The 21,733-nt window shown below is 62.0% G+C and carries 21 protein-coding genes and 4 pseudogenes; 6 read left to right on the top strand and 19 right to left on the bottom strand.

What is annotated here, in order from left to right; all coding sequences use genetic code 11:
* The first annotated feature begins 201 nt into the window (after positions 1-201).
* The gene (locus OMP40_RS25395) at positions 202-915 is read left to right on the top strand and encodes a helix-turn-helix transcriptional regulator (RefSeq protein WP_277535556.1); all 714 of its coding nucleotides are present in this window, start codon (positions 202-204) and stop codon (positions 913-915) included.
* Here the strand turns inward: OMP40_RS25395 and OMP40_RS25390 are convergent.
* The 11 genes and pseudogenes from OMP40_RS25390 to OMP40_RS25345 form a co-directional block, all read right to left on the bottom strand.
* Positions 839-1,738, bottom strand: a complete 900-nt coding sequence (locus OMP40_RS25390) for a PHP domain-containing protein (protein ID WP_277535554.1) — start codon at positions 1,736-1,738, stop codon at positions 839-841. The genes OMP40_RS25395 and OMP40_RS25390 overlap by 77 nt on opposite strands.
* Positions 1,735-2,634 carry a LysR family transcriptional regulator gene (locus tag OMP40_RS25385; RefSeq protein ID WP_277535553.1) on the bottom strand — a complete coding sequence of 300 codons (900 nt, stop codon included), beginning with the start codon at positions 2,632-2,634 and terminating at the stop codon, positions 1,735-1,737. The genes OMP40_RS25390 and OMP40_RS25385 overlap by 4 nt, the downstream gene beginning before the upstream one ends.
* Before the next feature lie 136 nt (positions 2,635-2,770).
* Entirely contained in the window at positions 2,771-3,208 is a 438-nt protein-coding gene (locus OMP40_RS25380) for a hypothetical protein (protein WP_277535552.1), read from the bottom strand.
* Between the two features lie 223 nt (positions 3,209-3,431).
* Positions 3,432-3,695 (bottom strand): YlbG family protein, encoded by a 264-nt coding sequence (locus tag OMP40_RS25375; protein WP_277535551.1) that lies wholly within the window; start codon positions 3,693-3,695, stop codon positions 3,432-3,434.
* Positions 3,696-3,738: 43 nt separating this feature from the next.
* On the bottom strand, positions 3,739-4,227 hold the full coding sequence (locus tag OMP40_RS25370) for a YlbF/YmcA family competence regulator (RefSeq protein WP_277538023.1): 489 nt from the start codon (positions 4,225-4,227) through the stop codon (positions 3,739-3,741).
* 75 nt (positions 4,228-4,302) lie between these two features.
* Entirely contained in the window at positions 4,303-4,851 is a 549-nt protein-coding gene (locus OMP40_RS25365; RefSeq protein WP_277535550.1) for a hypothetical protein, read from the bottom strand.
* On the bottom strand, positions 4,802-5,611 hold the full coding sequence (locus tag OMP40_RS25360; RefSeq protein WP_277535549.1) for a helicase-associated domain-containing protein: 810 nt from the start codon (positions 5,609-5,611) through the stop codon (positions 4,802-4,804). Before OMP40_RS25360 ends, OMP40_RS25365 begins: the two co-directional genes overlap by 50 nt.
* Positions 5,500-6,183: a hypothetical protein gene (locus OMP40_RS25355; protein WP_277535548.1), complete on the bottom strand. Its 684-nt coding sequence runs from the start codon at positions 6,181-6,183 to the stop codon at positions 5,500-5,502. The genes OMP40_RS25360 and OMP40_RS25355 overlap by 112 nt, the downstream gene beginning before the upstream one ends.
* A pseudogene (locus tag OMP40_RS42285) lies at positions 6,180-7,525 on the bottom strand (DEAD/DEAH box helicase); the annotation flags it as partial. The gene OMP40_RS25355 and the pseudogene OMP40_RS42285, both read right to left, overlap by 4 nt.
* A 102-nt stretch (positions 7,526-7,627) precedes the next feature.
* Positions 7,628-8,017, bottom strand: a pseudogene (locus tag OMP40_RS42280) (helicase-associated domain-containing protein); the annotation flags it as partial.
* 569 nt (positions 8,018-8,586) lie between these two features.
* A pseudogene (locus OMP40_RS25345) lies at positions 8,587-9,800 on the bottom strand (M20 family metallopeptidase).
* A gap of 158 nt (positions 9,801-9,958) precedes the next feature.
* On the opposite strand from OMP40_RS25345, the gene OMP40_RS25340 reads away from it, so the two are divergent.
* Positions 9,959-10,303, top strand: a complete 345-nt coding sequence (locus tag OMP40_RS25340; protein ID WP_090115382.1) for a YugN family protein — start codon at positions 9,959-9,961, stop codon at positions 10,301-10,303.
* A gap of 19 nt (positions 10,304-10,322) precedes the next feature.
* Positions 10,323-11,435, top strand: a pseudogene (ftsW, locus tag OMP40_RS25335) (putative lipid II flippase FtsW); the annotation flags it as partial.
* Between the two features lie 116 nt (positions 11,436-11,551).
* Here the strand turns inward: ftsW and OMP40_RS25330 are convergent.
* A complete protein-coding gene (locus OMP40_RS25330) occupies positions 11,552-11,944 on the bottom strand; it encodes an Asp23/Gls24 family envelope stress response protein (RefSeq protein ID WP_277535545.1) in 393 nt (130 codons plus the stop codon).
* Positions 11,945-12,097: 153 nt separating this feature from the next.
* Here OMP40_RS25330 and cax point away from each other — a divergent pair, with 153 nt between their 5' ends.
* Positions 12,098-13,156, top strand: coding sequence for a calcium/proton exchanger (gene cax, locus OMP40_RS25325; RefSeq protein ID WP_277535543.1), 1,059 nt, complete (start codon positions 12,098-12,100; stop codon positions 13,154-13,156).
* Between the two features lie 73 nt (positions 13,157-13,229).
* Here the strand turns inward: cax and OMP40_RS25320 are convergent, their stop codons facing one another.
* From OMP40_RS25320 to OMP40_RS43185, 5 genes are all read right to left on the bottom strand, one after another.
* Positions 13,230-13,529 (bottom strand): YlaN family protein, encoded by a 300-nt coding sequence (locus OMP40_RS25320; protein WP_277535541.1) that lies wholly within the window; start codon positions 13,527-13,529, stop codon positions 13,230-13,232.
* 159 nt (positions 13,530-13,688) lie between these two features.
* Complete coding sequence (locus tag OMP40_RS25315) at positions 13,689-14,291, bottom strand: DedA family protein (protein ID WP_277535539.1); 603 nt, start codon at positions 14,289-14,291, stop codon at positions 13,689-13,691.
* Positions 14,292-14,435: 144 nt separating this feature from the next.
* Positions 14,436-14,675: an HPr family phosphocarrier protein gene (locus OMP40_RS25310; protein ID WP_277535537.1), complete on the bottom strand. Its 240-nt coding sequence runs from the start codon at positions 14,673-14,675 to the stop codon at positions 14,436-14,438.
* Between the two features lie 83 nt (positions 14,676-14,758).
* Positions 14,759-15,874, bottom strand: a complete 1,116-nt coding sequence (locus tag OMP40_RS25305; protein ID WP_277535536.1) for an aminopeptidase — start codon at positions 15,872-15,874, stop codon at positions 14,759-14,761.
* A gap of 34 nt (positions 15,875-15,908) precedes the next feature.
* The gene (locus OMP40_RS43185) at positions 15,909-17,909 is read right to left on the bottom strand and encodes a GAF domain-containing protein (RefSeq protein ID WP_277535535.1); all 2,001 of its coding nucleotides are present in this window, start codon (positions 17,907-17,909) and stop codon (positions 15,909-15,911) included.
* Between the two features lie 467 nt (positions 17,910-18,376).
* Here OMP40_RS43185 and rpsD point away from each other — a divergent pair, with 467 nt between their 5' ends.
* Complete coding sequence (gene rpsD / locus OMP40_RS25295) at positions 18,377-18,976, top strand: 30S ribosomal protein S4 (RefSeq protein WP_277535533.1); 600 nt, start codon at positions 18,377-18,379, stop codon at positions 18,974-18,976.
* Between the two features lie 535 nt (positions 18,977-19,511).
* Here rpsD and OMP40_RS25290 read toward each other — a convergent pair.
* The gene (locus tag OMP40_RS25290) at positions 19,512-21,056 is read right to left on the bottom strand and encodes a flotillin family protein (protein ID WP_277535532.1); all 1,545 of its coding nucleotides are present in this window, start codon (positions 21,054-21,056) and stop codon (positions 19,512-19,514) included.
* A 40-nt stretch (positions 21,057-21,096) separates the two neighbouring features.
* Entirely contained in the window at positions 21,097-21,354 is a 258-nt protein-coding gene (locus tag OMP40_RS25285; RefSeq protein WP_277535531.1) for a hypothetical protein, read from the bottom strand.
* Positions 21,355-21,496: 142 nt separating this feature from the next.
* Here OMP40_RS25285 and OMP40_RS25280 point away from each other — a divergent pair, with 142 nt between their 5' ends.
* On the top strand, positions 21,497-21,649 hold the full coding sequence (locus OMP40_RS25280; protein ID WP_277535529.1) for a hypothetical protein: 153 nt from the start codon (positions 21,497-21,499) through the stop codon (positions 21,647-21,649).
* The last annotated feature ends 84 nt before the right edge of the window (positions 21,650-21,733 follow it).

Raw genomic sequence — 21,733 nt, 5'->3', positions numbered from 1 at the left:
GCATGGAGGTTTCAGTTATGAGAAAGCTGTCCGAAATGACGCCTTACCTCGGCGATCTGATGCCTTACGTCTATGACGGCAGCGCGAACGAAGGGCTTCGGGTTTGCAGCGTGTACGCGATGCATCTGTTTCCGGAGGGCGGAGCGGAGATGGAGATCGAAGGCGCGCGATATCCGCTCGACAAGCGGGCGCTCGTTTTTTTTGCGTCCCGGCCAGCCGCATGCGTTTCATATCTCGCCGGAGCGACCGCTCGCCTCCTTCAATTTTTACTTCGACCTGTGGGATGCCAAAAATCCGGTTTCGCTCAATCGCATTTTTATTTATGCGCCCGAGCCCTTCCGGCTCGACGCCGTCTCCGTCGCCGGTCCCTGCGCCGAGCTGGACGCCCTTCCCGGCGTGTCGTCGCTCCAGGACGAGCCGCAGCTGTATGAGGAGCTGCTGCGCATCGTCGGGGCACACGAACAATCCCGCTACTACCGCAGCGAGATTTTGAACAGCATGATGTACGCGTGGATGCTGAACTGGTACAACGCACGCCATACGCGGCGCCCGAGCGATTACCGGATCGTAAAGCTGCTGGAGCGTCTCGAACGCGACCCCGGCCGTCGCGAGCGCGTCGGCGAATGGTGGGAGATGTGCGGACTGAGCCGCACGTATTTTCACGAGCTGTTCCTTCGGGAAACGGGGTTCACCCCCAAAGCCTACCAGCATCGTCTTCGCATGCGGAGAGCGGCGATACTGCTGCGGGAGAGCGACCTTACGATCACCGCCGTCGCGGACAAGCTCGGTTACCCGTCGATTCATCCGTTTACGCGCCACTTCGGCGCTTACTACGGCCTCAGTCCGATGCAGTACCGCCGTCGCCCGGCGAGTCCGACAGGCGCGCCGCCCGCCGATCCTTCGCCCTCCCCATAAGCGCGCGCACGACGTCCGCGTCGGCCGATCGCGAACCGATCGGGCCGTGATATACCCGCCCCTTGCGCTCGCCGTGGAAGTCCGAACCGCCGGTCGCGACGACGCCGTAGCGCGCCGCCATGTCCGCATAACGCCGTTCGTCCTCGGCCGTGTGGTCCGAATGGTACGCCTCGACGCCGTCCGCGACGCCGTCACGCAGCAGCGCTTCTACGGTGTCGTCCGCCCCGTACAGTCCGGGATGGGCGACGACCGCTGCGCCTCCGGCTTCGTGGATCCAGGCGATCGCCTCGGCCGGCGCGATCCGCGGGGGCAGCACGTAAGCCGGCTTGCCTTCGGCCAGATAGCGGTCGAACGCCTCCTGCAGCGAACTTACCGCCCCCATCCTCACCAGCGCTTCGGCGATGTGGGGCCTGCCGACCGTCTCGTCCGGTCCTCGATCCCTTCCCGCCGCGTCCAGCACGGCTTCCCAGGACAGTCGCACCCCAAGCTCGTTCAGCCTGGCGACGATCAGTTCGTTGCGCGAATCGCGCACCCGCCGCTGGGAAGCGAGCCTCGCCAAAAATACCGGATCGCGGTCGTCGGCGAAATAGCCGAGAATGTGGATATCCTGGCCGTCATGGGCAGTGCTTATCTCAACGCCCGGCACGACTTCGACGCCGTACGTCCTGGCGGCTTGGCGCGCTTCGTCGAGCCCGGCTACCGTATCGTGATCCGTGATGCCGATGGCGGCGAGGCCCGCCTCCGCCGCCATGCGGACGTTGTCGGACGGCTTGTGAAGACCGTCCGACGCGGTCGTGTGGGTATGCAGGTCCGCTCTGTTCAAGCTTGAATCCCCCTTAAGTAATCTAGCAGCGCAGCGCCAGCGATCGGCAGGTCCGACGACTGCTGGCGAACGGCGTAGAACTGCCGGCGAAACGACACGCCGCTTATCTTCACCGGCGCGAGCAGCGAGAGCGCCGTCTCATGTCGGATCGTCCATACCGATACGAAGGACAGTCCAAGTCCCGCCTCGACGGCCGACTTCACGGCGCCCGTGCTCCCGAAGTCGCTCACGACCCGCAGATCGGAAGGCTGCGCGCCATGCCGGAGAAGCTCCTCCTCCATGACCTGCCTCGTGCCGGAACCCGTCTCGCGCAGCACCATCGGCTCCTTCAGCACTTCTTCGAGCCCGACCTCGCCGCGCGCCGCGAACGGATGACCCGCGGGTGCGACGAGCACGAGTTCGTCGTTCATGACGGGCTCGGCGAGCAGGCCCGGCCCTTCCGCGCGTCCCTCGACCAGCCCGAAGGCGAGGCCGTGGTTTTCGATCTCCTCGATAATCTCTGACGTATTGATGATCCGCATGCTCAGCGACAGCCCGGGATACCGCTTCAAAAATGGGGCGAGCAGCCTCGGCAGCACGTATTCGCCGATCGTCAGGCTGGCGGCGAACTTCAGCCGCCCCTTGAGCTGTTCGGCATGCGCGGCCATGATCGCGTCGGTCTCCCGCATCAGCTCCATCGCCTTGCGCGCTTGCGGCAGCAGCGCGCGTCCCGCATCGGTCAGCTCCAGCTTCTTCGCGGACCGCTGGAACAGCTTCGCCCCGAACCGCTCCTCTAGCGCTTGAATCTGCATCGTCACCGCGGGCTGCGTCATATGCAGCGTCTGGGCGGCTGCGGAAAAGCTCCCCCTTTCCGCCACGGCGTAAAAGGTGTGGAGTTGATGCACGTTCAGCGCCATAGGATCGTATTCCTGCCTTCCGGACATTTTAAAGCATTATAACACAATCGGACGCCGTGATCTTCGCGTCTTCGGCCAGCGGCATTTTCGATGCAAAAAAAAGCATGCCGCGCGGCATGCTTTAATATGAATAGGTTTAGCGACGCTTGCGGTTGTTCTTGATCAGCGTCATGCGACGCGAATGCCGCAGCCAGGAATAGTACGTCTTCAGATCGCGCAGCTCCATCGTCTCCGACATTCGGCCGAGGAAGGTCACGACGATCATCTTGTGGAGCGGATTGCCGATCAGATCCACTTCCTTGTCAGAGACGGCGAACTCCGCCACGAACACGAGGTCGTCGTCGATCGTGTAGACATCCTCTTCGTTGCGATAGTAAGATACGACGCGGCCTTCTTTCAGACACTGCCACAAAAACTCGGCGATATCGGAAAATCCCGTTTTTTCGGATTCGACGCGGTCGGTCCAACGAACGCGAGCATGATTCGTAATGATGATGTCCGCGACTTTCTTATCCCCAAGCTCAACGAAAAAAGGCTCGTACGTGCTCCAACGCTCCGTTTGCTTGTCTTTCACGGGACTTCCCTCCCTCGATCGCATGAGCCAAAAGACCTATAAAGGGTAAAAGATGCTAGGCATATATATACATTCTATCGCAATTATTCCCGTACATTCAACATTAAAAAAAAATAGATTCCATACTTTACAATTATTTTATGTTCGCGCTCCCAAAACGACGAATATAAAAAAAGAGCGCCGCCCCGTCGCCGGCGCGGCGCTCCAATCGCTTGCCACTCGCTTAGAGCCCGTAAAACCGGGTCTTGTCCGGCACGTTGCTCTCGTACTCGGTCTTGATCTCGCCACGGAAGGATCGCTCGATCTTGCGGACGTAGGGCAGCCGCTGCATGTTGCGGACCGTGTCCTCCGAGGTATCCGCGTCCATGTAAAGGACGGCGTAATTCATCTTCCGTGACATATAATGCAGGCTCCCGTACTTGTCCAGCGCGCGCGCCGCCTTCCAATCGCTGAACCATACGATGTAGCCGATCCGTTCGGCGAACATGTCGCTCCTCCGTTCCGCAAGCCGGCCGAAGCCGGCGTCGTGATTATCCGCAGCCCCCGCTGCCGCAGGAGCAGCTGCCGCCGCTGCCGCAGCCCGATGCCTTGGGATTCGGATCGTTGTCCGGCACCTTGATCGTCTCGGACACCGAATGCGCGATCAGCAGCGACACTTCGTGAAGCAGCAGGTCGACCGCGCGCTCCGCTTCCTTGAAGCGGCGAACCGCCTCGATCTCCTCGAGCTTCGCCTCGGCTTCGTACAGTTTGTCCAGCGCCTCGTTGTAATCCGGATGAAAGCGGCCGAAGCGCTCGCACTCGCTGAACTTGTCCTTGGCCTTTAGAAACTCGCGTATGCGTACCTGCGCTTCGCCGCTGCCCGCCACGGAACGCTTCCAGTATACGTAATCCTCCGTCAGAGCGGAGTGCTTTATCAAATCTCCCAGCTCGAAGGCGCGTGCCGCGATCGCCGTCAGGTCAACCGCGGGATCCGGCGAATATCCGACGGACGCCTCCGCCGCAGGGAGGGATTTAACCATGGTCAAGATTGAACCACCTTCCCCTCATGCGCTTGGGATACATGGTCTATCATATCACATATTCGCGGCGTGGGGTCAAGTGATCGGCCGTGAAGCGTCGATGCGCGCCGCTTCGGGAAGCAAAATCATGAGCGCGCCGATCTCCGCGGCTTCGAGCGCGACCGGATGCTCGGCGAGCGCCGGTCTGCAGCTGACGGCCTCCCGGACGAACGGCCTGCCCCAGACGCGCCAGCCGCCCGTGTCGGCAGGCATGACGCGTTCCGGCGCGAAATCGATCCATCCGCTCTTCCTGCTGAGCCGCAATCCGGCACGCCAGGCGATCGCCCGTTCCACGATCTCTTTGCGCGTGGAAACGTGATAGGCCGCCGGCTGCCGGAGCCAGCCGGACGGCACGCGTTCGGCGCCGGGATAAAGCTTGAGCGAGAGGACGGGCGGTTTTGCGTCCCAGGCGCGCGACTGGGACGCTTCGCGTTCAAGGCCTGCCACGGCGGCATCCCCGAGGAAATCGTCGTCAGACGCCGCCTCGGGGCGCTCGCCGACGCGGTCGCCGGCATGCGGCCCGCCGGCGACCGCGTCAGGAGACGCCCCCCTCCGGCGGGAGCGCCGCGTCGCGCTGCGAATCACGCCGTCCTGCCGGAGGCGCCTGCGCGGCAACAAACCAGTCGCGCAGCGCGATGTCCACCGCGTCCGGCAGCGGCGCGCCCGAGCCGCGCTCGAGCATCGCGCGCGCCTGCGCGTAGCCCGTCCCGCCCGCAAGCGCCCGGCGGCAAGCGTCCGCGTCGATCCGATACACGGCCACCACGTCCTCGGACAGGCGGCGCGCCAGCAGTTCGAGCTCCCACCTTGCGCCGGGCGGCGCCTCCGGCGGCACGATCGCTTCGAGATCGGGCATGAGCTCGTAACGGTCGTAACCGTCCCCGGGTGCCGCCGGCCGCCCGGGATACGGCTCGATGGTCCACCGGAGCGCGGCGCCTTCTTCGCAGCTCGCCGTCTCCATCCAGCCGGCCGCACGCAGGAAACGGATCCAAGCTGCCGCCGCCCCGGCCGCTTCCTGCGTGGGCAGCGCCTTAATCACATCCGCCTCCAAGTGCCAGCGCATCGGCGCCAGATCGCGCAGCGATTCCGCGGCCAGCCATGCGCCTGGCTCGTCCGCCCCGAGCAGGCAGTCCGTCGCAAGCCCGAGCAGCCGAAGCTCCGCTTCGGCGGCCGGGAGCGCCAGCCATGCCTTCGCACCCTCGTTCGGCTCCGCGGCGACCGCCTGGCCGCGCCGTCTCAGCATGCCGACGGCGCGGCCCAAACGGAGCGCGAATACGGCGGAGGCGGGCAGCGCCTCCCAGGCTTCCGATACGTTCTGCGGCGGGATGTCTTCGGAAGCGAGGCGCATCGCGGCCGCGAGCCGGGCCGCGTCCTGCTTTCGCGGCGCCCCCCTTGGCCGTCAGCTGCAGACCCGATCTTCGAATGACGGACCATGCGGCGATCAGCTCGTGGGACAAGGGCGATGCGGCGGCGCCGCATCCGTCCGTCCACGTCGCCTCGGGGAGCGGTTCGGCGCGCAGCGGAAGCAGCAGTCTGCGCCATACGGCGCACATGTCCGACGGCACGAGCAGCAGCCGGTCGCCCCATGGCCGGTCGATCGCGAACAATATGCCGTCGCGCCGCAGCAGCTGGACGGCAAGCCGCAGCTCGGCCCCCCGTCCAGCCGAACGGCGGCCTGCCGCCTTCAGGCGCGAGCTTCGCCTCCGCGAACGGCGCGGGACCGAAGCGCTTGACGATCAGCGCGAGCGTATCCCGCGCGAGCGGCGGCGCCTGCTCGGCCCATTCGGCCGCGCGGGACGGATCCGCCAGCGCATCCGCGAGGCTGCCGCCCTCCGCCAGCCGTCCGGCCGTCCAGGGACCTTCCCGCAACCAGCTTAGCGCGTCTTCGGGCAGCTCGCAGACGATCTCCCGCGTGTTCATCGCGCGCGTTCAGCGGCCGGCCGCCCGGCCGCGCTCCCGTCTTCCGCCCAGCGCCGCACCTCGTAGCGGTATCCTTGCTGCACGAGAAACCGCTGCCTGCGGCGCGCGTATTCGACCTCGTCCGTATGCTCGCTGACCAGCGAGTAGAACGCGGCGCCTCCCCCCGTTCGCCTTGGGGCGAAGAATACGCCCGAGGCGCTGGGCCTCCTCCTGCCTGGACCCGAAGCTGCCGGAGATTTGGACCGCCACCGCGGCATCCGGCAGATCGACCGCGAAGTTCGCGACCTTGGACAGCGCCAGCGCGCGCAGCTCGCCGCGATTGAAGCGGTCAAACAGCGCTTGCCGTTCGCCGTGCGGCATGTCGCCAGTCACGAGCGGCAGCCCCAGCTCCCTGGACACGCGGCGAAGCTGGTCGAGATATTGACCGATCACGAGCGCCTGCTCGCCCTCGTGACGCGCCAGCAGCGCGCGTACGACGTCGGCCTTGCGCGGGTTTTCGCCCGCGATCCGGCTGCGGAGGCGCGCCGGAGCTGCCGCATATCGTTCGGCGCAGCCGGGCTCAAGCGGCACGCGCACCTCGCTGCAGGCGGCTTCCGCGATCCAGCCGGCCTCCTCCAGGCTTTTCCACGGCGCCTCGTATGCCTTCGGGCCGACCAGCGCGAAGACGTCGCCCTCCCGGCCGTCCTCGCGCACGAGCGTAGCCGTCAGCCCAAGCCGGCGCGTCGCCTGCAGCTCGGCGGTCAGACGAAAGACGGGCGCCGGCAGCAGATGCACCTCGTCGTAGATGATGAGCCCCCCAGTTGCGGTCTTGGAACAGCTGCCAGTGCGCGTTGCTTCCGCGCTCGCCGCCTCGGGCGGTCAGCACCTGGTAAGTGGCCACCGTCACGGGACGTACTTCCTTGCGGTCTCCGGTATAGGCGCCGATCTGGTCGTCCCCGAGCGTCGTCGCCCGTCGCAGCTCGCGCATCCACTGAGTGACCGACACCGTGTTCGGCGTCAGGATCAACGTCTCGCAGCCGAGGCGCGCGAGCGCGCCGATGCCCACCCACGTCTTGCCGGCGCCGCAGGGCAGCACGACGACGCCGCTGCCGCCCGCGACGGCCTGGGAGGACGCGCCGACGACGGCAGCGCCTGCGGGGGCATCGCCTGCGGGGGCATCGCCGCCAGCCGCAGCGGCGCCGGCATCGCCGGCAGATGCCTGGCCTGCGTTGCCGGCCGCGCCTTGCCCGTCGCCGAGCAGCGCATCCAAGGCCGCCTGCTGATAGTCTCGCAGCCCGGCCGCCGCGCCGCTGCCGCGCAGCGACACGGGCAGCGGCTCGCCGCTGCGGTAGCCGGCCTCGTCGATGACCGGGTACCCGGCGAGCGCCAGCTCGCGCTTGAGCCAGCCCCTGGCATCGGAGCGCACGGCCGCGTAATGGCCCTCCGCGGACGGAAGCAGCCAGCCGGACACCGACTTGATTTCGGCGACGGCCGCAAGCAGCGCCGGCTCCTTTGCATGCAGGCGGAGCTCTCCGTCATGCACGCCAAGCCTCAGCTGCCCGTAGCGGGTGAACTGCGCCGCGAGATCCCGCTCGAGCGCCGCGGGCACCCCGTATCTGGACAAGGTGCGCAGGCTTGTCAGGGCGCGGGCGGCGGTCCAGCCCGAAGCAGCCGCGTTCCAGACGGTGATCGGCGTTATGAGATACGTATGCAGGTGGCCGGGGCGCTTCTGAAGCTCCGCGATCGCGCGAAGCAGCGCCTGCGCTTCGACGAATCCCGGCAGCCGTTCGTCCAGCAGCAGCGTGCCGTCCGACCGGGCGATGATCGGAGCTGCCGTCTTGCGAGAGAGCGTCATAGGTCGGTCGCCTCCTTTTTATACCAAGGATGCCCCGATCTTCGCTTTTATAAGCGCCACCCCATACAGCAGACTCATTAATGCGATGAGCAAAATGAGATCGAACACAAGAGCCGTATACCGAAGAAAGAGATAGACCGCTCATTTCTACGAAGTACAAATAACAAACAAACTCGTGGGAATACGCGCCCCTACGAAGTAGCATAGCGGCACACAATACCGTTATCGTCTCCGGCAGCCGGCCGCCCGTACCGCTTATCGGCACCGGATGCCGTTATCGCCCCGCCTTTCGCTAACCCGAGCAAATTAGCGGCATGCGATGCCGTTATCGCCCCGGCCATTCGCCAGCCCGAGCAACTTAGCGGCACGCGGAGCCCTTACTGCCTCTCTCGTTTTCGCACCTAACTTAATAACCTTACTTTTGTAGCGCCTCCGTTCGCCGGCAGCAAACAAGCCGCCCCTTTTCGCATCGCGCGAAAAAGAGCGGCCTGCCCGTTTCAAAGAGATTTCGCATTTGTCTTACAAGACTGCGAAGACGGCGCCTTGGCGCCCTTTCGCCACCCTGCAAACTACGCTTGCGTCGCCTCCGCCGCCGCGTCGTCCGCCACCGCGATCAGCAGCTTGATCGCATGCCGCAGCGCGCGCTCGTCGATATCGAAGCCCGGATGGTGATGCGGCGCGGACGAACCGTCGGCGCGGCCGGCGCCGACGAAGAAAAAGCAGCCCGGCCTTTCCTTCAAATAATAGGAAAAGTCTTCGCCGGCCATGATGCGTTCGCACTCGCGCACCTCGCCTTCGCCATGCGCCTTTGCGGCGACGCGCAGGACGCGCGCCGCTTCGCGCGGGTCGTTGACGACGGGCGGATAGCCTTCGTAAAATTCGAACGTATAATCGACGCCGTGCATCGCGCAGACATGACGGATGATGTCGTCCATCCGGCTGCGCACGAGCTCTCGCACCCGTGGATCGAAGCTCCGCACCGTGCCGCTCAGCTTGCAGCTGTCCGCGATGACGTTGCGCGCGGTGCCGGCCTTGAATTGGCCGATCGACAGCACGGCCGCCTCGAGCGGATCGACGCTGCGCGAGACGACGGTCTGCAGGGCGACGACGAGATGCGCGCCCGCCACCAGGGCATCCTTCGCTTCGTGGGGCAATCCGCCGTGCCCCCCGCGGCCGCGGATCTCGATCTCGAACTCGTCCGGCTCGGCCATCAGCGGGCCGGGCCGGGTCGCGACCGTGCCGACGGGCAGCGGCGTCCATAGATGGATGCCGTATACGACGTCCACGCCATCCAGCGCGCCGTCCGCGATCATGCCGATCGCGCCCCCCGGGCAGCACTTCCTCGCCGGGCTGAAACAAGAAGACGCGCGTTCCCGCCGTTTCCTTTTGATGTTCCGCATAATGCTTGGCCGCCGCGAGCAGCTGCGCCGTGTGTCCGTCGTGCCCGCAGGCATGCATGACTCCCGGCACCTGCGACGCGTACGGGACGTCCTTGGCGTCCTGGATCGGCAGCGCATCGATGTCGGCGCGCAGGGCGACGGTTCTGCCGGGCAGCGCGCCCTTCAGCTTCGCGACGACCCCGGTCCCCGACACGCCGCGCCTGACCTCAAGCCCCCCACGATTCCAGCAGTTCGGCGATCATCGCCGCGGTATTCGTTTCCTTGAACGACAGTTCGGGATGCATGTGCAGATGCCTGCGCCATTCGACGGCTTGCCCATGCAGCGAATGCAATCGTTGTTCATCGATGCCCACAGCGTCCGCCTCCTCTACGTAGCTCTCCATTGTTTCCTGATTGTAACAGATCGGCGTCCGATCCGACACGCCGCCGACCCGTTCCGGGAGCCGCGGCAGGGCGGAAGAACGCTTGCAGAAGGTGTCCAAACCGTCTATGATGGAGGGTGGAAACAAGCCTTGCCGCATTTTTAAAGGAGGAACTTTGGATGTTAATCGAAAATACCGGATTGAACGGGACGCAAGTCGATCTGGCCACGCTGGACGAGTCGGCCGAAAAAGTGGGCTTCATCCGCTGGCAGTGGGAATATACGCGCGCTACATACGATCTGAAGCTTACCGACGCAGGCACGAACAGCGACTACTTCCTGCGCTTCAGCACGCGCGCGGTCGAAGGCCGGCTGGAAAATCCGGACGCGATCTTGGCGATCGAGGCGGTCTACATCGGACGCGCTACGTTCCCGCACGGCATGGAGTACGAATCGCCGGTGCCTCAGCCGATCCTCAACACCGCCACCTTGCGCCTGAACGAGCTCAGACAGCTGCTCGCTTGACGTTCCGGAGCGACAGACGATGAAGACCTCCGAAGGCTCGCGGGGCGCGCCAGACTTTCTGCTGATGATTTTGACGCTGGCGCTGGTCGGTTTCGGTCTGGTCATGGTTTTCAGCGCGAGCTCCAGCATGGCCGGGGCATCGGAGAAGTTCGGCAACGACGCGCTGTTCTTCACCAAACGACAGTTCATGTTCGCGGGACTCGGCACGTTTTTGATGCTCGTCATCATGAACGTGCCGTATGTCAAGTTCAAGAAGCTTTTTCTGCCGCTCATGCTGCTCACGATCGCGCTGCTGATCATGGTGCCGTTTTTCTCGGCGATCAACGGCGCGAGCAGCTGGATCCGGTTTGCGGGGGTCGGCATTCAGCCCACGGAGCTGGCCAAGCTCGCCGTGATCCTGTACCTGGCGGCGATCATTACGAAAAAGCAGGACAAGTTCCGCGAATTCAAGCGGGGCCTGCTTCCCGTCATGATCGTGGTCGGCTTTATCGTCGGACTGATCATTTTGCAGCCCGACTTCGGCTCGAGCGTCATCCTGATGCTGACGGCGACGATCATCATCATCGCGGGCGGCGCCAACCTGAAGCAGGTGCTGCTGTCCGGCGCCGTCCTCGGCGGCCTGGCCGCGCTTGTGCTCAGCATCTACTTCCTGGCCTCCGGCAATGACGGCGGTTACCGCATGGAGCGGATTACCGCTTATCGCGATCCGTTCTCGGATCCGCAAGGCAACGGCTTGCAGCTGCTTCGTTCGCTCGAGGCGTTCGGCCACGGCGGCTTCTGGGGCGCAGGACTTGGGAACAGCGTACAGAAGCTGTTTTACTTGCCCGAGGCCTACAACGACTTTATTTTTTCGGTCATCGCGGAGGAACTCGGCTTTTTCGGCGTGACGGTGTTTTTGATTTTTTACGTACTCTTCCTCTGGCGGGCGCTGATCGTCTCGCTGCGCTGTCCCGACATCTACGGCACGCTCGTCGGCGTCGGCCTCGTGTCGCTTATCGGCATTCAGGCGCTGATCAACATGGGCGGCGTCAGCAACGCGATACCGATGACGGGGGTCACGCTTCCGTTCATCAGCTACGGGGGCTCCTCGCTCTTGTCCCTGATGATCGGGATGGGCATCTTGCTCAGCATCTCCAGGGAATACAACCGGGCCTCGGTCCAGCGGTCCGAACCCCGCAAAAAAAAGCGCGTCGCTGCACGTATAAGCAGCAATGCGCTTTTTTTGTCGCCTTTATGTATGCGCCCCGTTCACTTGACCCGAACGGTGAGCGCCTCCTCTTGTTCTGCTCCGGCTTCGTCCTTGAAGGCGACGCCTTCCACCTTGACGTTCACTTCGACGACGCGAAGTCCCGTCATATTTTCCACGGCTTCCCGCACGTTCTCCTGAAGACGGCGGCCGACCTCCTGGATCGGGCTGCCGTACAGCACGACGATGCGCAGATCGATGGCGGCTTCCAGCTGGCCGACTTCGACGGATACGCCCTTCTGCGCGTTTTTGCCGCTCAGACGCTTGGCCAGGCCTTCGGACATCCCGCCGGACATCGCGGCGACGCCGGGCGTCTCCAGCGCGGCCAGGCCGGCGATCGTCGCGACGACGTCGTCGGAGATTCGTATGAGGCCTTCCTGCATTTGTTCCGTCATCCGCGGACCACGCTCCCGTTACGATATTTGACTACATTGTAATGGAAGATGAGGATGCGCGCAACCAATTGGGTATTGTACAAGTAGGGCCGCATTGGATATATTAAGAAATGCCGGTTCGTTACATATTTTTCCGACGCGAGGTGTCCCAGGTTGAAAAAGCTGTTTTTCCCGCTCTTGGCCGTCTTTTTCGTGCTAAGCGCCATCGCGCATTACGCGCACATGAACACCGTGTTCCAGTTCGTCGTCTCTGCCATCGCGGTCGTGTTCGTCGCCGGCTTCCTCGGCAAGTCGACCGAAGCGGTCTCCCATTACGCAGGGCAGCGGCTCGGCGGTTTTCTGAACGCCACGTTCGGCAATGCGGCGGAGCTCATCATCGCCATCTTCCTCGTCAAGGAAGGCCTGTTCGAGATGGTGAAGGCGAGCCTGACCGGCTCCATCATCGGCAATCTGCTGCTCGTTCTGGGCGCCAGCGCGTTCGCAGGCGGACTCAAGTTCAAGGAGCAGAAGTTCAACGTCCACTTGGCCGGGCAAAACGCTTCGCTGATGCTGCTCGGCGTGATTGCGCTGTTCGTGCCGGCGATCTTCGTCAAGACGGAGCATATCGGCGGTACCGACGCGTTCCGGATGAGCGAGATCGTCTCCGGCCTGCTCATCGTTGCCTATATCGGCTGGCTGATCTATTCGATGATCACGCACAAGAGCTTCCTGGAAGATCATGCGGACACGCAGGCGGCGCACGGGGAAGTGCCTACCTGGTCCAAGAGCCGCTCCATTCTGTTCCTGATCCTAGCTACGGTAATGGTCGCTTTCGTGAGCGAATGGCTGGTCGGCACGCTCCACACGTTTACGGCGGACTACGGCATGTCCGAGCTGTTCGTCGGCGCGTTTATCGTCGCCATCATCGGCAATGCGGCCGAGCATAGCGCGGCGATCATGCTCGCCATGAAAAACAAGATGGGCGCAGCCGTCGAGATCGCGGTCGGCAGCAGCCTGCAGATCGCCTTGTTCGTGGCGCCCGTCCTCGTCTTCGTCAGCTTGCTGTTCGCGGAGCAGATGGACCTGATCTTCACGACCGTCGAGATCGCGGCGATCGCCGTAGCGGCGCTGATCACGACATCGGTATCCCGCGACGGCTCCACGACCTGGTACGAAGGCAAGCTGCTGCTGATCGTCTATATCATGCTCGGCGTCGCTTTTTATTTCATCTGATCGCAGGAAGAAGAAAAGACCTTCGCTCGCGGCTTAGTGCCGCGAGCGAAGGTCTTTGTCGTGCGCGGGAACTTCAGGCCTCAAGCTCCGCCTTCTGCGCCAACGCTTCGTATAACAGCGCGAGATTGCGCTCCAATTGACTGATCAATTGCTTGCCTTCCGCTTCCTCTACGAGGCCCGCACGCACCGCAAAGTCGACCGCCCGAGAAAAGCCGTACATCTGCGTGTCCAGCACTTCTTCGTAAAGCGGGCATTTGCGGGTGGCCAGGTTCTCCATTTGGATGGCGATCAGTTTCTCGATCTTGCCGGCGTCGTCCTGCAGGAGGCGAAACGCCTTCTCGTTCAGATTCATCATGACATCCGATGAAGCCATTCCCACTCCCCCCTGTGCCTATCATGCCGATTCAATTGCAAACGGCAGAGCCGCCTCTTGTATACGATATGATGCTTCACTATTCATATTAGACGAAAAGCGGCCCAAGCACAAGGACGGGGAAGAGAAAGAAGGCGTCAGCGCGTCCGAAAAACCGCATCAGCCGCTATTTCTCCGAATCGCGTAACGACGGAACATAAGAAGAAGCGCGCCCACGCCCGCAAACAGCGCAAACGCCATGACCGCCTCGCGCTGAACGTACAAGGCGCTCTCCCGCCAGTGTTCGCCGAGGAGCACGCCGAGCAGCTCGAACGCACTCGTCCAAGCGAGCGCGCCAAGGGAGGCGTAAAACAAGAATGGCCGGTATGGATGCTTGCCCAGACCGATGAACAAGGCCGTCATATGCCTGAGACCCGGCACGAAGTATCCGGCCAGCACGAGGACGTGTCCCCACTTGGCAAAGCGCGCCTCGTGCCTCGCGAGCTTGTCCGGCGTGAGCCGCAGCAGCGGTCCGAACTTCGTCAGCAGCGGCCGTCCGAGCCATCTGCCGAGCAAGTAGCTGAGCGACATGCCGGCCACGCTCCCCGTGATCGCCGCCAGCATCGTGAAGCCGAGCTTCATATGGCCCTGGGCCAGCATATAGCCCGCGGCGGTCAGCAGCGCTTCATCGGGAACGGGGATGCCGACCAAGCCGAGCGCCATTGCAAGAAACAATCCGACGTAGCCGTATTCGAACACGAGCCCTAGCAAGGAATCGGTCATGGATCGTCTGCATCTCCTGGTGCGGGCAGCGCGCTGCCCGGATATGTATCGCGTAGTCTCGCAAGTCCTCAGAAGACAAACACCCCGTCCGAATGGACGGGGGGAAGCCGATATGGCACTGCCTGGCACGCTGGCCCGAAGGCGTCAGTCTACGATCGTGACGTTCAGGCTGTGCTTGGCGAACACGTCGCCGAGCTCCTTCTTCGCCTCGTCCGCATCGGGACCGTGAACGTGCAGCTCATACGCATGTCCGCCCACAAGCGTGGTGAACAGGCCCAGAATGCTTTTCACGTCGATGTACTTGTTGTCGGCTTGAAGAACGATTGAAGAACGGAACTTGTTCGCAGTTTGTGACAATTCCACGATTGCAGCGTTGTTGGTCAAGGCAATCCCTCCAAGAATTAGGGTTCACGATTTCATTACCCATCATACTCTGTATCGCGGAACGGTGGCAAGGGGTAAACGCTTCATTTCAGGTTGTCCGGATTTAATCCTTCCAGCTCGGGCAGGACGAACAGTCCGTCTTTGCGAATCAGGACGTCGTCGAAATAAATCTCTCCGCCGCCGTATTCGGGGCGCTGGATGAGGACGAGATCCCAATGGATCGCGGAGCGGTTCCCGTTGTCGCAATCCTCGTAGGCCTGCCCGGGGGTGAAGTGCAGGCTGCCCGCGATTTTCTCGTCGAACAGCGTGTCCTTCATCGGGTGAAGGATGTACGGATTGAAGCCCAAGCTGAACTCGCCGATATACCGTGCGCCTTCGTCGGTATCGAGCAGCGCGTTGATCCGCTCGCCGTCGTTCGCGGTCGCTTTGACGATTTTTCCGTTTTCGAACGTAAATGTGATGTTTTCATAAGCGAATCCGTTGTAAACGCTCGGCGTATTGTAAGCGATCGTGCCGTTCACCGAGTCGCGGATCGGACACGAGTACACCTCGCCGTCCGGAATGTTGCGGGCGCCGGAACATTTTTTCGCGCCGATGCCCTTGATCGAAAAGGACAACTCGGTGCCCGGCCCCGTTATCCTCACCTTGTCTGTCTTCTTCATCAGCGCATGAAGCGGGTCCATCGCCTTGTCCATCCTGGCATAATCCAGGTTGCATACGTCGAAGTAAAAATCCTCGAACGCTTCGGTCGAACGGCCGGACAGCTGCGCCATGGAGGCGTTCGGATAGCGGAGCACGACCCACTTCGTATGCTTGACGCGCTGCTCCAGATGGATCGGGTGACGGTGCGCGCTGTCGAAAAGCGCCATCTTGTCCTTCGGAACGTCGGACAGCTCGTTCACGTTGTCCCCGGAACGGATGCCGATATAGCCCTGCATGCGTTTCATCCGTTCCATCTCGTAAGCTGCCCACGTCTCGACCATCTCGGGACGCGCATGGCGAAGCAGCTCCCGCGTGACGGAGCGGTCTTCGATCTCTACGTGCGGATGCCCGCCGCGCTTCGCGACCTCTTCGACGAGCGCCTTGAGCAACTCCCGCTCGGGCCCGATCATCTCGATGAGCACATGCTCCCCGGGCTGCACGTTAACGGAATATCCGGCCAGGTTGGCCGCCAATTGCTGAATACGCGGATCGCGCATCGATATGACCTCCGATTGTCTGGACTTTTGCGTGCTAACATTGTACCACCGCGGACGTCTTAATCAAAAATGCCGCCGCGCAAAAAGGACAAGCGGAGGTCTCCCTCCCTTGTCCTGGGCCGAGCTTCGCGTTCAGCCGACCGTCACGCAATTGCGGCCTTGGTGCTTGGCTTCGTACAATGCCATGTCCGCGCGGTAAAACAGCGATTCGACGCTGATCCGTTCGTCGCCCGTCGACCACTCGGACACGCCGCACGACACCGTAACCTTGGGCGCGGTCTCTTCCTCGACGCGGCTGCGGATACGCTCCGCCACCTTGAGCGTCTGATCGAGGCTCAGCTGCGGCAAGTAAATGGCGAGCTCCTCGCCGCCCCAACGCGCCGCGATATCGCTCTCCCGGATCGCGCTGCGAATGATGGAGCTCACTTGGATCAGAATGGCGTCGCCCACCTGATGACCGTAGGTGTCGTTGATTTTTTTTGAAATGATCGATGTCGACGACGATGAGCGAACCCGACGCGTCCTTCTCCTGCTTGCGCTGAATCCGTTCGTTCAAGTAATGCCGCGCGTACAGTCCCGTCAGGTTGTCCGTGATGACCATCCGCCGCACCTCGGCATGCAGCGACGAATTCGACACCGCGAGCCCGATATGCGCCGACAGCACCTGTAGCAGCTTGTAATTTTCGTAAGAAAAATGGTTCGGCTGACGGTGCGTGACCATGATCGCGCCGATCACTTCGCCGTTCAGCAGCAGCGGGGACGCGATGAGCGAGCGCGAGCGCGTCGATTCGAGCAGCCGGGATCTCACGGGCGTCGCCGAGTGATAATCCGACAGGATGATCGGCTCCTTGGTCGCCAGCATGACGCCGCAAAAACCGTAATCGATCGTAAAAACGTCGTTGTTCAGCTCGGGCACGTTGGACGAGATGACATTGAAGTGATTCAGCTGCATGTCGAGCTGCAAGATAAAGCAGAAATCCGCGTTAAAAATCGTCAACAGCTCGGACGTGGCGAACTGAATCGTGTCCGACAGCCGCAGACTGCTGTTGAGGCGCTGGGTCAGCTCGTTGATGAGACGCAGCTCCCCGATCAGGACGTTCGCCTGCTCGTGCATCCGCGCCTTCTCGAAGGCCGTGCCCGCCCCGCTTGTCAGCGTCGAGACGAAGCGCAGATCGAGATCGTCGAACGGCTCGCCCGCCAGGTCGAGCCGCAGGACGCCGTATACGCCTTGCTTGCCCGCCAGCGGGAAAGCGATCCGGCGAAAATCGCCCGTGCCGTCCTCGCGCCGTTCGCCGTCCATGAACGCTCTCCAGCACAAATCCATGTCCTGGTGATGAAAAGCGAGCGGTTGCACCCGCTCGTTGATGCTGCTGTAATCCTGGGACAAAAAGAGGTTCGTCCTGCAGGTCGGATACATCTGCTCGAGACTGCTGAACACTTCGGCAAGCACGTTCTCCACGTCGATGTGGTCGTTCATTCGCCGCATAATTTCCAGCAGCCGGTCCTTGCGCCGGTCTTCCCTGCTTGCCTGACTGGCCGCATGCAGCTGATCTTCGACGAACAGATGCTCGAAGCGCCGGTACAGGCAACTCTTGAAATGCAGGGCCGCTGCCTGCAGAAGCTTGAGCTCTCCGGCGCCCGCCGCGCCGGCCGGCGCCGAGCAGGCGATCGCCGCGCACACGAATCCGGACGATCGGCTGAAAATCGGTACGGCCATCGTATCCCGGCTTCTTAGCGCAGGATGCTCGTGCTCGTCCGCGCGCATAAGGGCGGGCCGGCACGACTCGAGCGCCATGCCGGCCGCGGTCGGACCGGCCGACTCGCGTCGCCACGAAACGGGAAGTCCGTCGATAGCGGTCGCGCCCGCGACGGCGACTACGGTATAATCGGGATGAAGCAGCTCGATCGGCCATCCCGACAGCCAAGGAAAGCCCTCGCTCTGCTCCACCCAGTCTCCGAAGCTAAGTTCCAACAGCGGATGTATGTAAGGAAGATCGGCTTCCGTTAAATCCTGGCCTGTGATCCAAGACGGCAAGTCATCCGCTGCGCGCTTGAGCCCAATTGCCGCACGAGGATGTCGAACCGAGTCTAAATTTTCCCTAGGTTGAACCATCCCGGACCCTCCTCGCCGCGCTTCTATATTAACTATACAATGGACTCGTGATTTTTGCACTAGAAAGCAATCAAATATCGGGACTTGCGTCTTGCGTCTCGACACTTATATATCTTACTTGTTTTTCAAAAAAAAGCAAGCCCCATTTAAGTCTGCCAGCTGTAAGTGCGGATGCCTTGACATTCGCCTTGTTTTTCTTATAATATCTATAGTTGAACATTGGGCTCATTGTTTGTGTCACCCTCACGAACGGTTCCCTCGGCGGGCAGCGGCTGAACTTCTTGCCGGGAAGAAGAAGGGTTGATCCCTTCCGACTTTGTGGAATGCGTTCGGCGCAACGACAACCCATTTTCAAAAAATTCCCTTTTTGAAAAAGGAGTCACACATTCATGTCCAGATATACCGGTCCTAAATTCAAACTGAGCCGCCGCCTCGGCATTTCCCTGAGCGGTACCGGCAAAGACCTCAAGCGCGCATTCCCTCCGGGGCAGCACGGCGCCAACCAACGCCGCAAGATCAGCGGCTACGGCCAGCAATTGCTCGAAAAGCAAAAGCTTCGCCATATGTACGGCCTGAACGAAAAGCAATTCCGCAACCTGTTCGACCGCGCTTCCAAGCTGAAGGGCAAATCGGGCGAAAACTTCATGTTCCTGCTTGAGAGCCGCCTGGACAACCTGGTCTATCGCCTCGGCTGGTCCAACTCCCGCGCAGGCGCGCGCCAACTCGTGTCGCACGGCCACGTGACCGTGAACGGCAAGAAGGTCGACATCGCTTCGTACACGGTACAAGTCGGCGATATCATCGGTCTTCGCGAGCGCAGCCGCGGCCTGAAGGCGATCAAGGAAGCTTCGGATTCCCGTCACCACATCGCCGGCTACCTGGACGTCAACCAAGCCGCTATGGAAGGCAAGTACGTTCGCCTGCCTAGCCGCGAAGAGCTGTCCCAAGACATCGACGAACAACAAATCGTCGAATTCTACAGCCGCTAATCGTCCCGTCATCGCAAGCAAGCGCTCCGGCCCTGCCGGAGCGTTTTTTTTATTGAAAATCAAGTTTGGGCGCAGCCAAAGGCACTCGGCCATTGCCTGCTCGAGCGCGAATCCGGAACGAAGCGCCCTGCTCTCGAACACGCGGGGGGATTAAAAACCGCCTGCGGCTTTTTGGCTTTCGCACATCCTGCGTAGCGAACGGACCGAGGGGACGTTATTTACGTTCCTATACCGATATTAGGCCCGTTCGCGGACCTAGGCGCCGCTATTGCGGGATTGCCGGCGTTTTTCAGCCTTGATGCGGGTACATTACGTCCCTTCAGTCCGAAACGATCGCCATTGGGACTGTTTTTTTTAGAAATAACGTCTCCTGAGTCCGATGCGCTCTGTCTGACTTGTATACGGCGGTAAAGTGCAGTTACATCCAGAACCGTCTTCTCCGGAGGGTATGCAGGCAGAATCAGCCCGTCCGCTGAAGCGGACGGGCTGATTGACGTTCAAACAAGGATAGATCAGTTCAGTCGGCGAGCGAGCGTTACGACTTCGCGCCTTGCGAACCTTCGCCGAGCGGCGACAGCGCGACGGGCGCGGGTGCAGGGGCCGCAGCCTGCGCCGATGCAGGCTGTCCCTGCTTGGTCAGGCGCTGGATGAGCTGCCCGATGTCGATGCCGGATACGTTCTTCAGCATCTCCGGCGCGGTCGCCATGAGCGAGGTCACGTAATTGCTGACGCGCGCCGCCCCTTCGCCATGTCCGGTGTCGACGACGGTGAGCTTGTCGATCGCCGAGATCGGCTCCGCCACCTTGCCGGCGAGCTCAGGCAGCATCTTCACGATAATGTCGAGCACCGCCGCCTCGCCGAACTTCTCGAACGCCTGCGCAAGCTTTTCCTTGGCTTCGGCTTCGGCCAGACCGCGCAGCCGCACGACTTCCGCATCGGCCGTACCTTTCGCTCTTGCCGCTTCGGCTTCGGCCAGACCGTTCAACCGTTTCTGCTCGGCGTTCGCCTTGGCCTCCGCCTCGATGCGGTACTTCTGGGCGTCGGCTTCGTTGATCTGCCTGGCCTTGTCGGCTTCGGCCGCCTGGACGACCGCGTAGCGGTCCGCATCCGCCTTTTTCTTGACCTCGGCGTCGTACTGCTTCTCGCGCCGTAAAATTTCCTTCGCCTCGAGGTCGATCTCCCGCTCCTTGCGTACGATCTCGACCTGCATCTGCTCCTCGACGACGCTCTGCTTCGAGCGCGCTTCCTGAATCGAATAAGCTTGATCCGCTTCGGCCTTCGCGAGGTCCGATTCCTTTTTAAACGAAGCGACCTTCAGTTCTTTTTCCTTGGTGGCTTCGGCAACGTTGGTGTCGCGCAGCAGCTCCGCCTTCTGGCCCTGCTCTTCCGCCGCCGCCTTCTGTATCCGCGAATCGCGGATCGCCTCGGCCTCGGCGATGTCGGCGTCCCGCTTGACGGCCGCGATCCTCGGCTTGCCTAGCGCTTCGAGATAGCCATGCTTGTCGCGGACGTCCTTAATCGTGAACGAGACGATCTGGAGACCCATTTTCTTCAAATCGCGCGCCGCCTGCCCTTGAACCTCCTGCGCGAAGCGCTCGCGGTTGCGGTACACCTCTTCGACCGTCATCGTGCCCAGTATCGCGCGCAGATGGCCTTCGAGCACTTCCTGGGCTTCGCTGCGCAGCGCGTCCGTCGGCTTGCCCATGAACTGCTCGGCCGCCGTCGCCACGTCCTCCACCGAACCGCCGATCTTGATGATCGCGACCGCGTCGGTCAGCACCGGCACCCCTTGTTCGGTGTACACTTCAGGCGTGCTCACGTCGAGTTTGTGCGACAGCAGCGACAGAAATTGAGCTTGCTGGAAGATCGGCAAGATGAACGCGCCGCCGCCGCGCACGATTTTGATTCTGCGGCCCGATTCGTCCACCGACACGTTTTTGCTGCCGAGGAACGAACCGGTCACGATCATGGCCAGGTCCGGCGCCACCGTCTTGTACCGCGCCCAAAAAGCGATGCCGAGCACAAGCAGCACGGCGACGACAATGATCGGGATATAAAGCGCTTCATCAATCGTTTGCATTTGCATTCTCCTCTACTCGCATAAGTATGAATTGTTGTTGCTACTCCAGCCGCGCGACGCCGAGCACGTCGTCCTTCACCCGGACGACGACGACCTTCGTCCCTTCGGCCAGCGCTTCGCTGTCGAAGCTTTCGGCGATGTGGTTGGCGTTGCCTGCGCCTACGCGGACGAGCACTTCGCCGAAGCCGACGGCCGGAATGGACGTGATGACTTCGGCCCGCTTCCCCTCCAAGTCCCGAATCGAGTACGCGACCGAATTTTCGCTGTTCTTCATCGGTCTTACGTAAACGAAGTGCATCGCAAGACCCCCCAAGCGCGGCTGCGGCTCCTGCGCAAGCATATACGCCGCCGGCCTGTATGGCGGCATAACGGTCGAGGAGAAGCCCCGCGCCGCCGAAGATCGTGATGCCGCCTGCCAGAACGACGGGCTCGAACAGATCGTGGGGGAGAAAATCGAACGCGCCGCCGATATCGCCGACGATCAGCGTCGCCAGCGCCATCAGCACGCCGAACGCCAAACAACTCCAGAACACGATTTCCACGCTACCCTCACCCTCTCCTTCTTCGCCGGAAATCCGTCATCGTCGACATAAATACATACGACAAGCATTCCCAAAAGTTTCTCGCTCCCGCCTTAAATCGTCCATTCGGAGAATATTTTGGAAGCGCTTGTCCGT

It is taken from the genome of Cohnella rhizosphaerae (assembly GCF_029525575.1).
GTDB lineage: Bacteria > Bacillota > Bacilli > Paenibacillales > Paenibacillaceae > Cohnella > Cohnella rhizosphaerae.
Note: the sequence above shows the minus strand (reverse complement) of the source record. Positions and strands in the feature narration are given on the sequence as shown.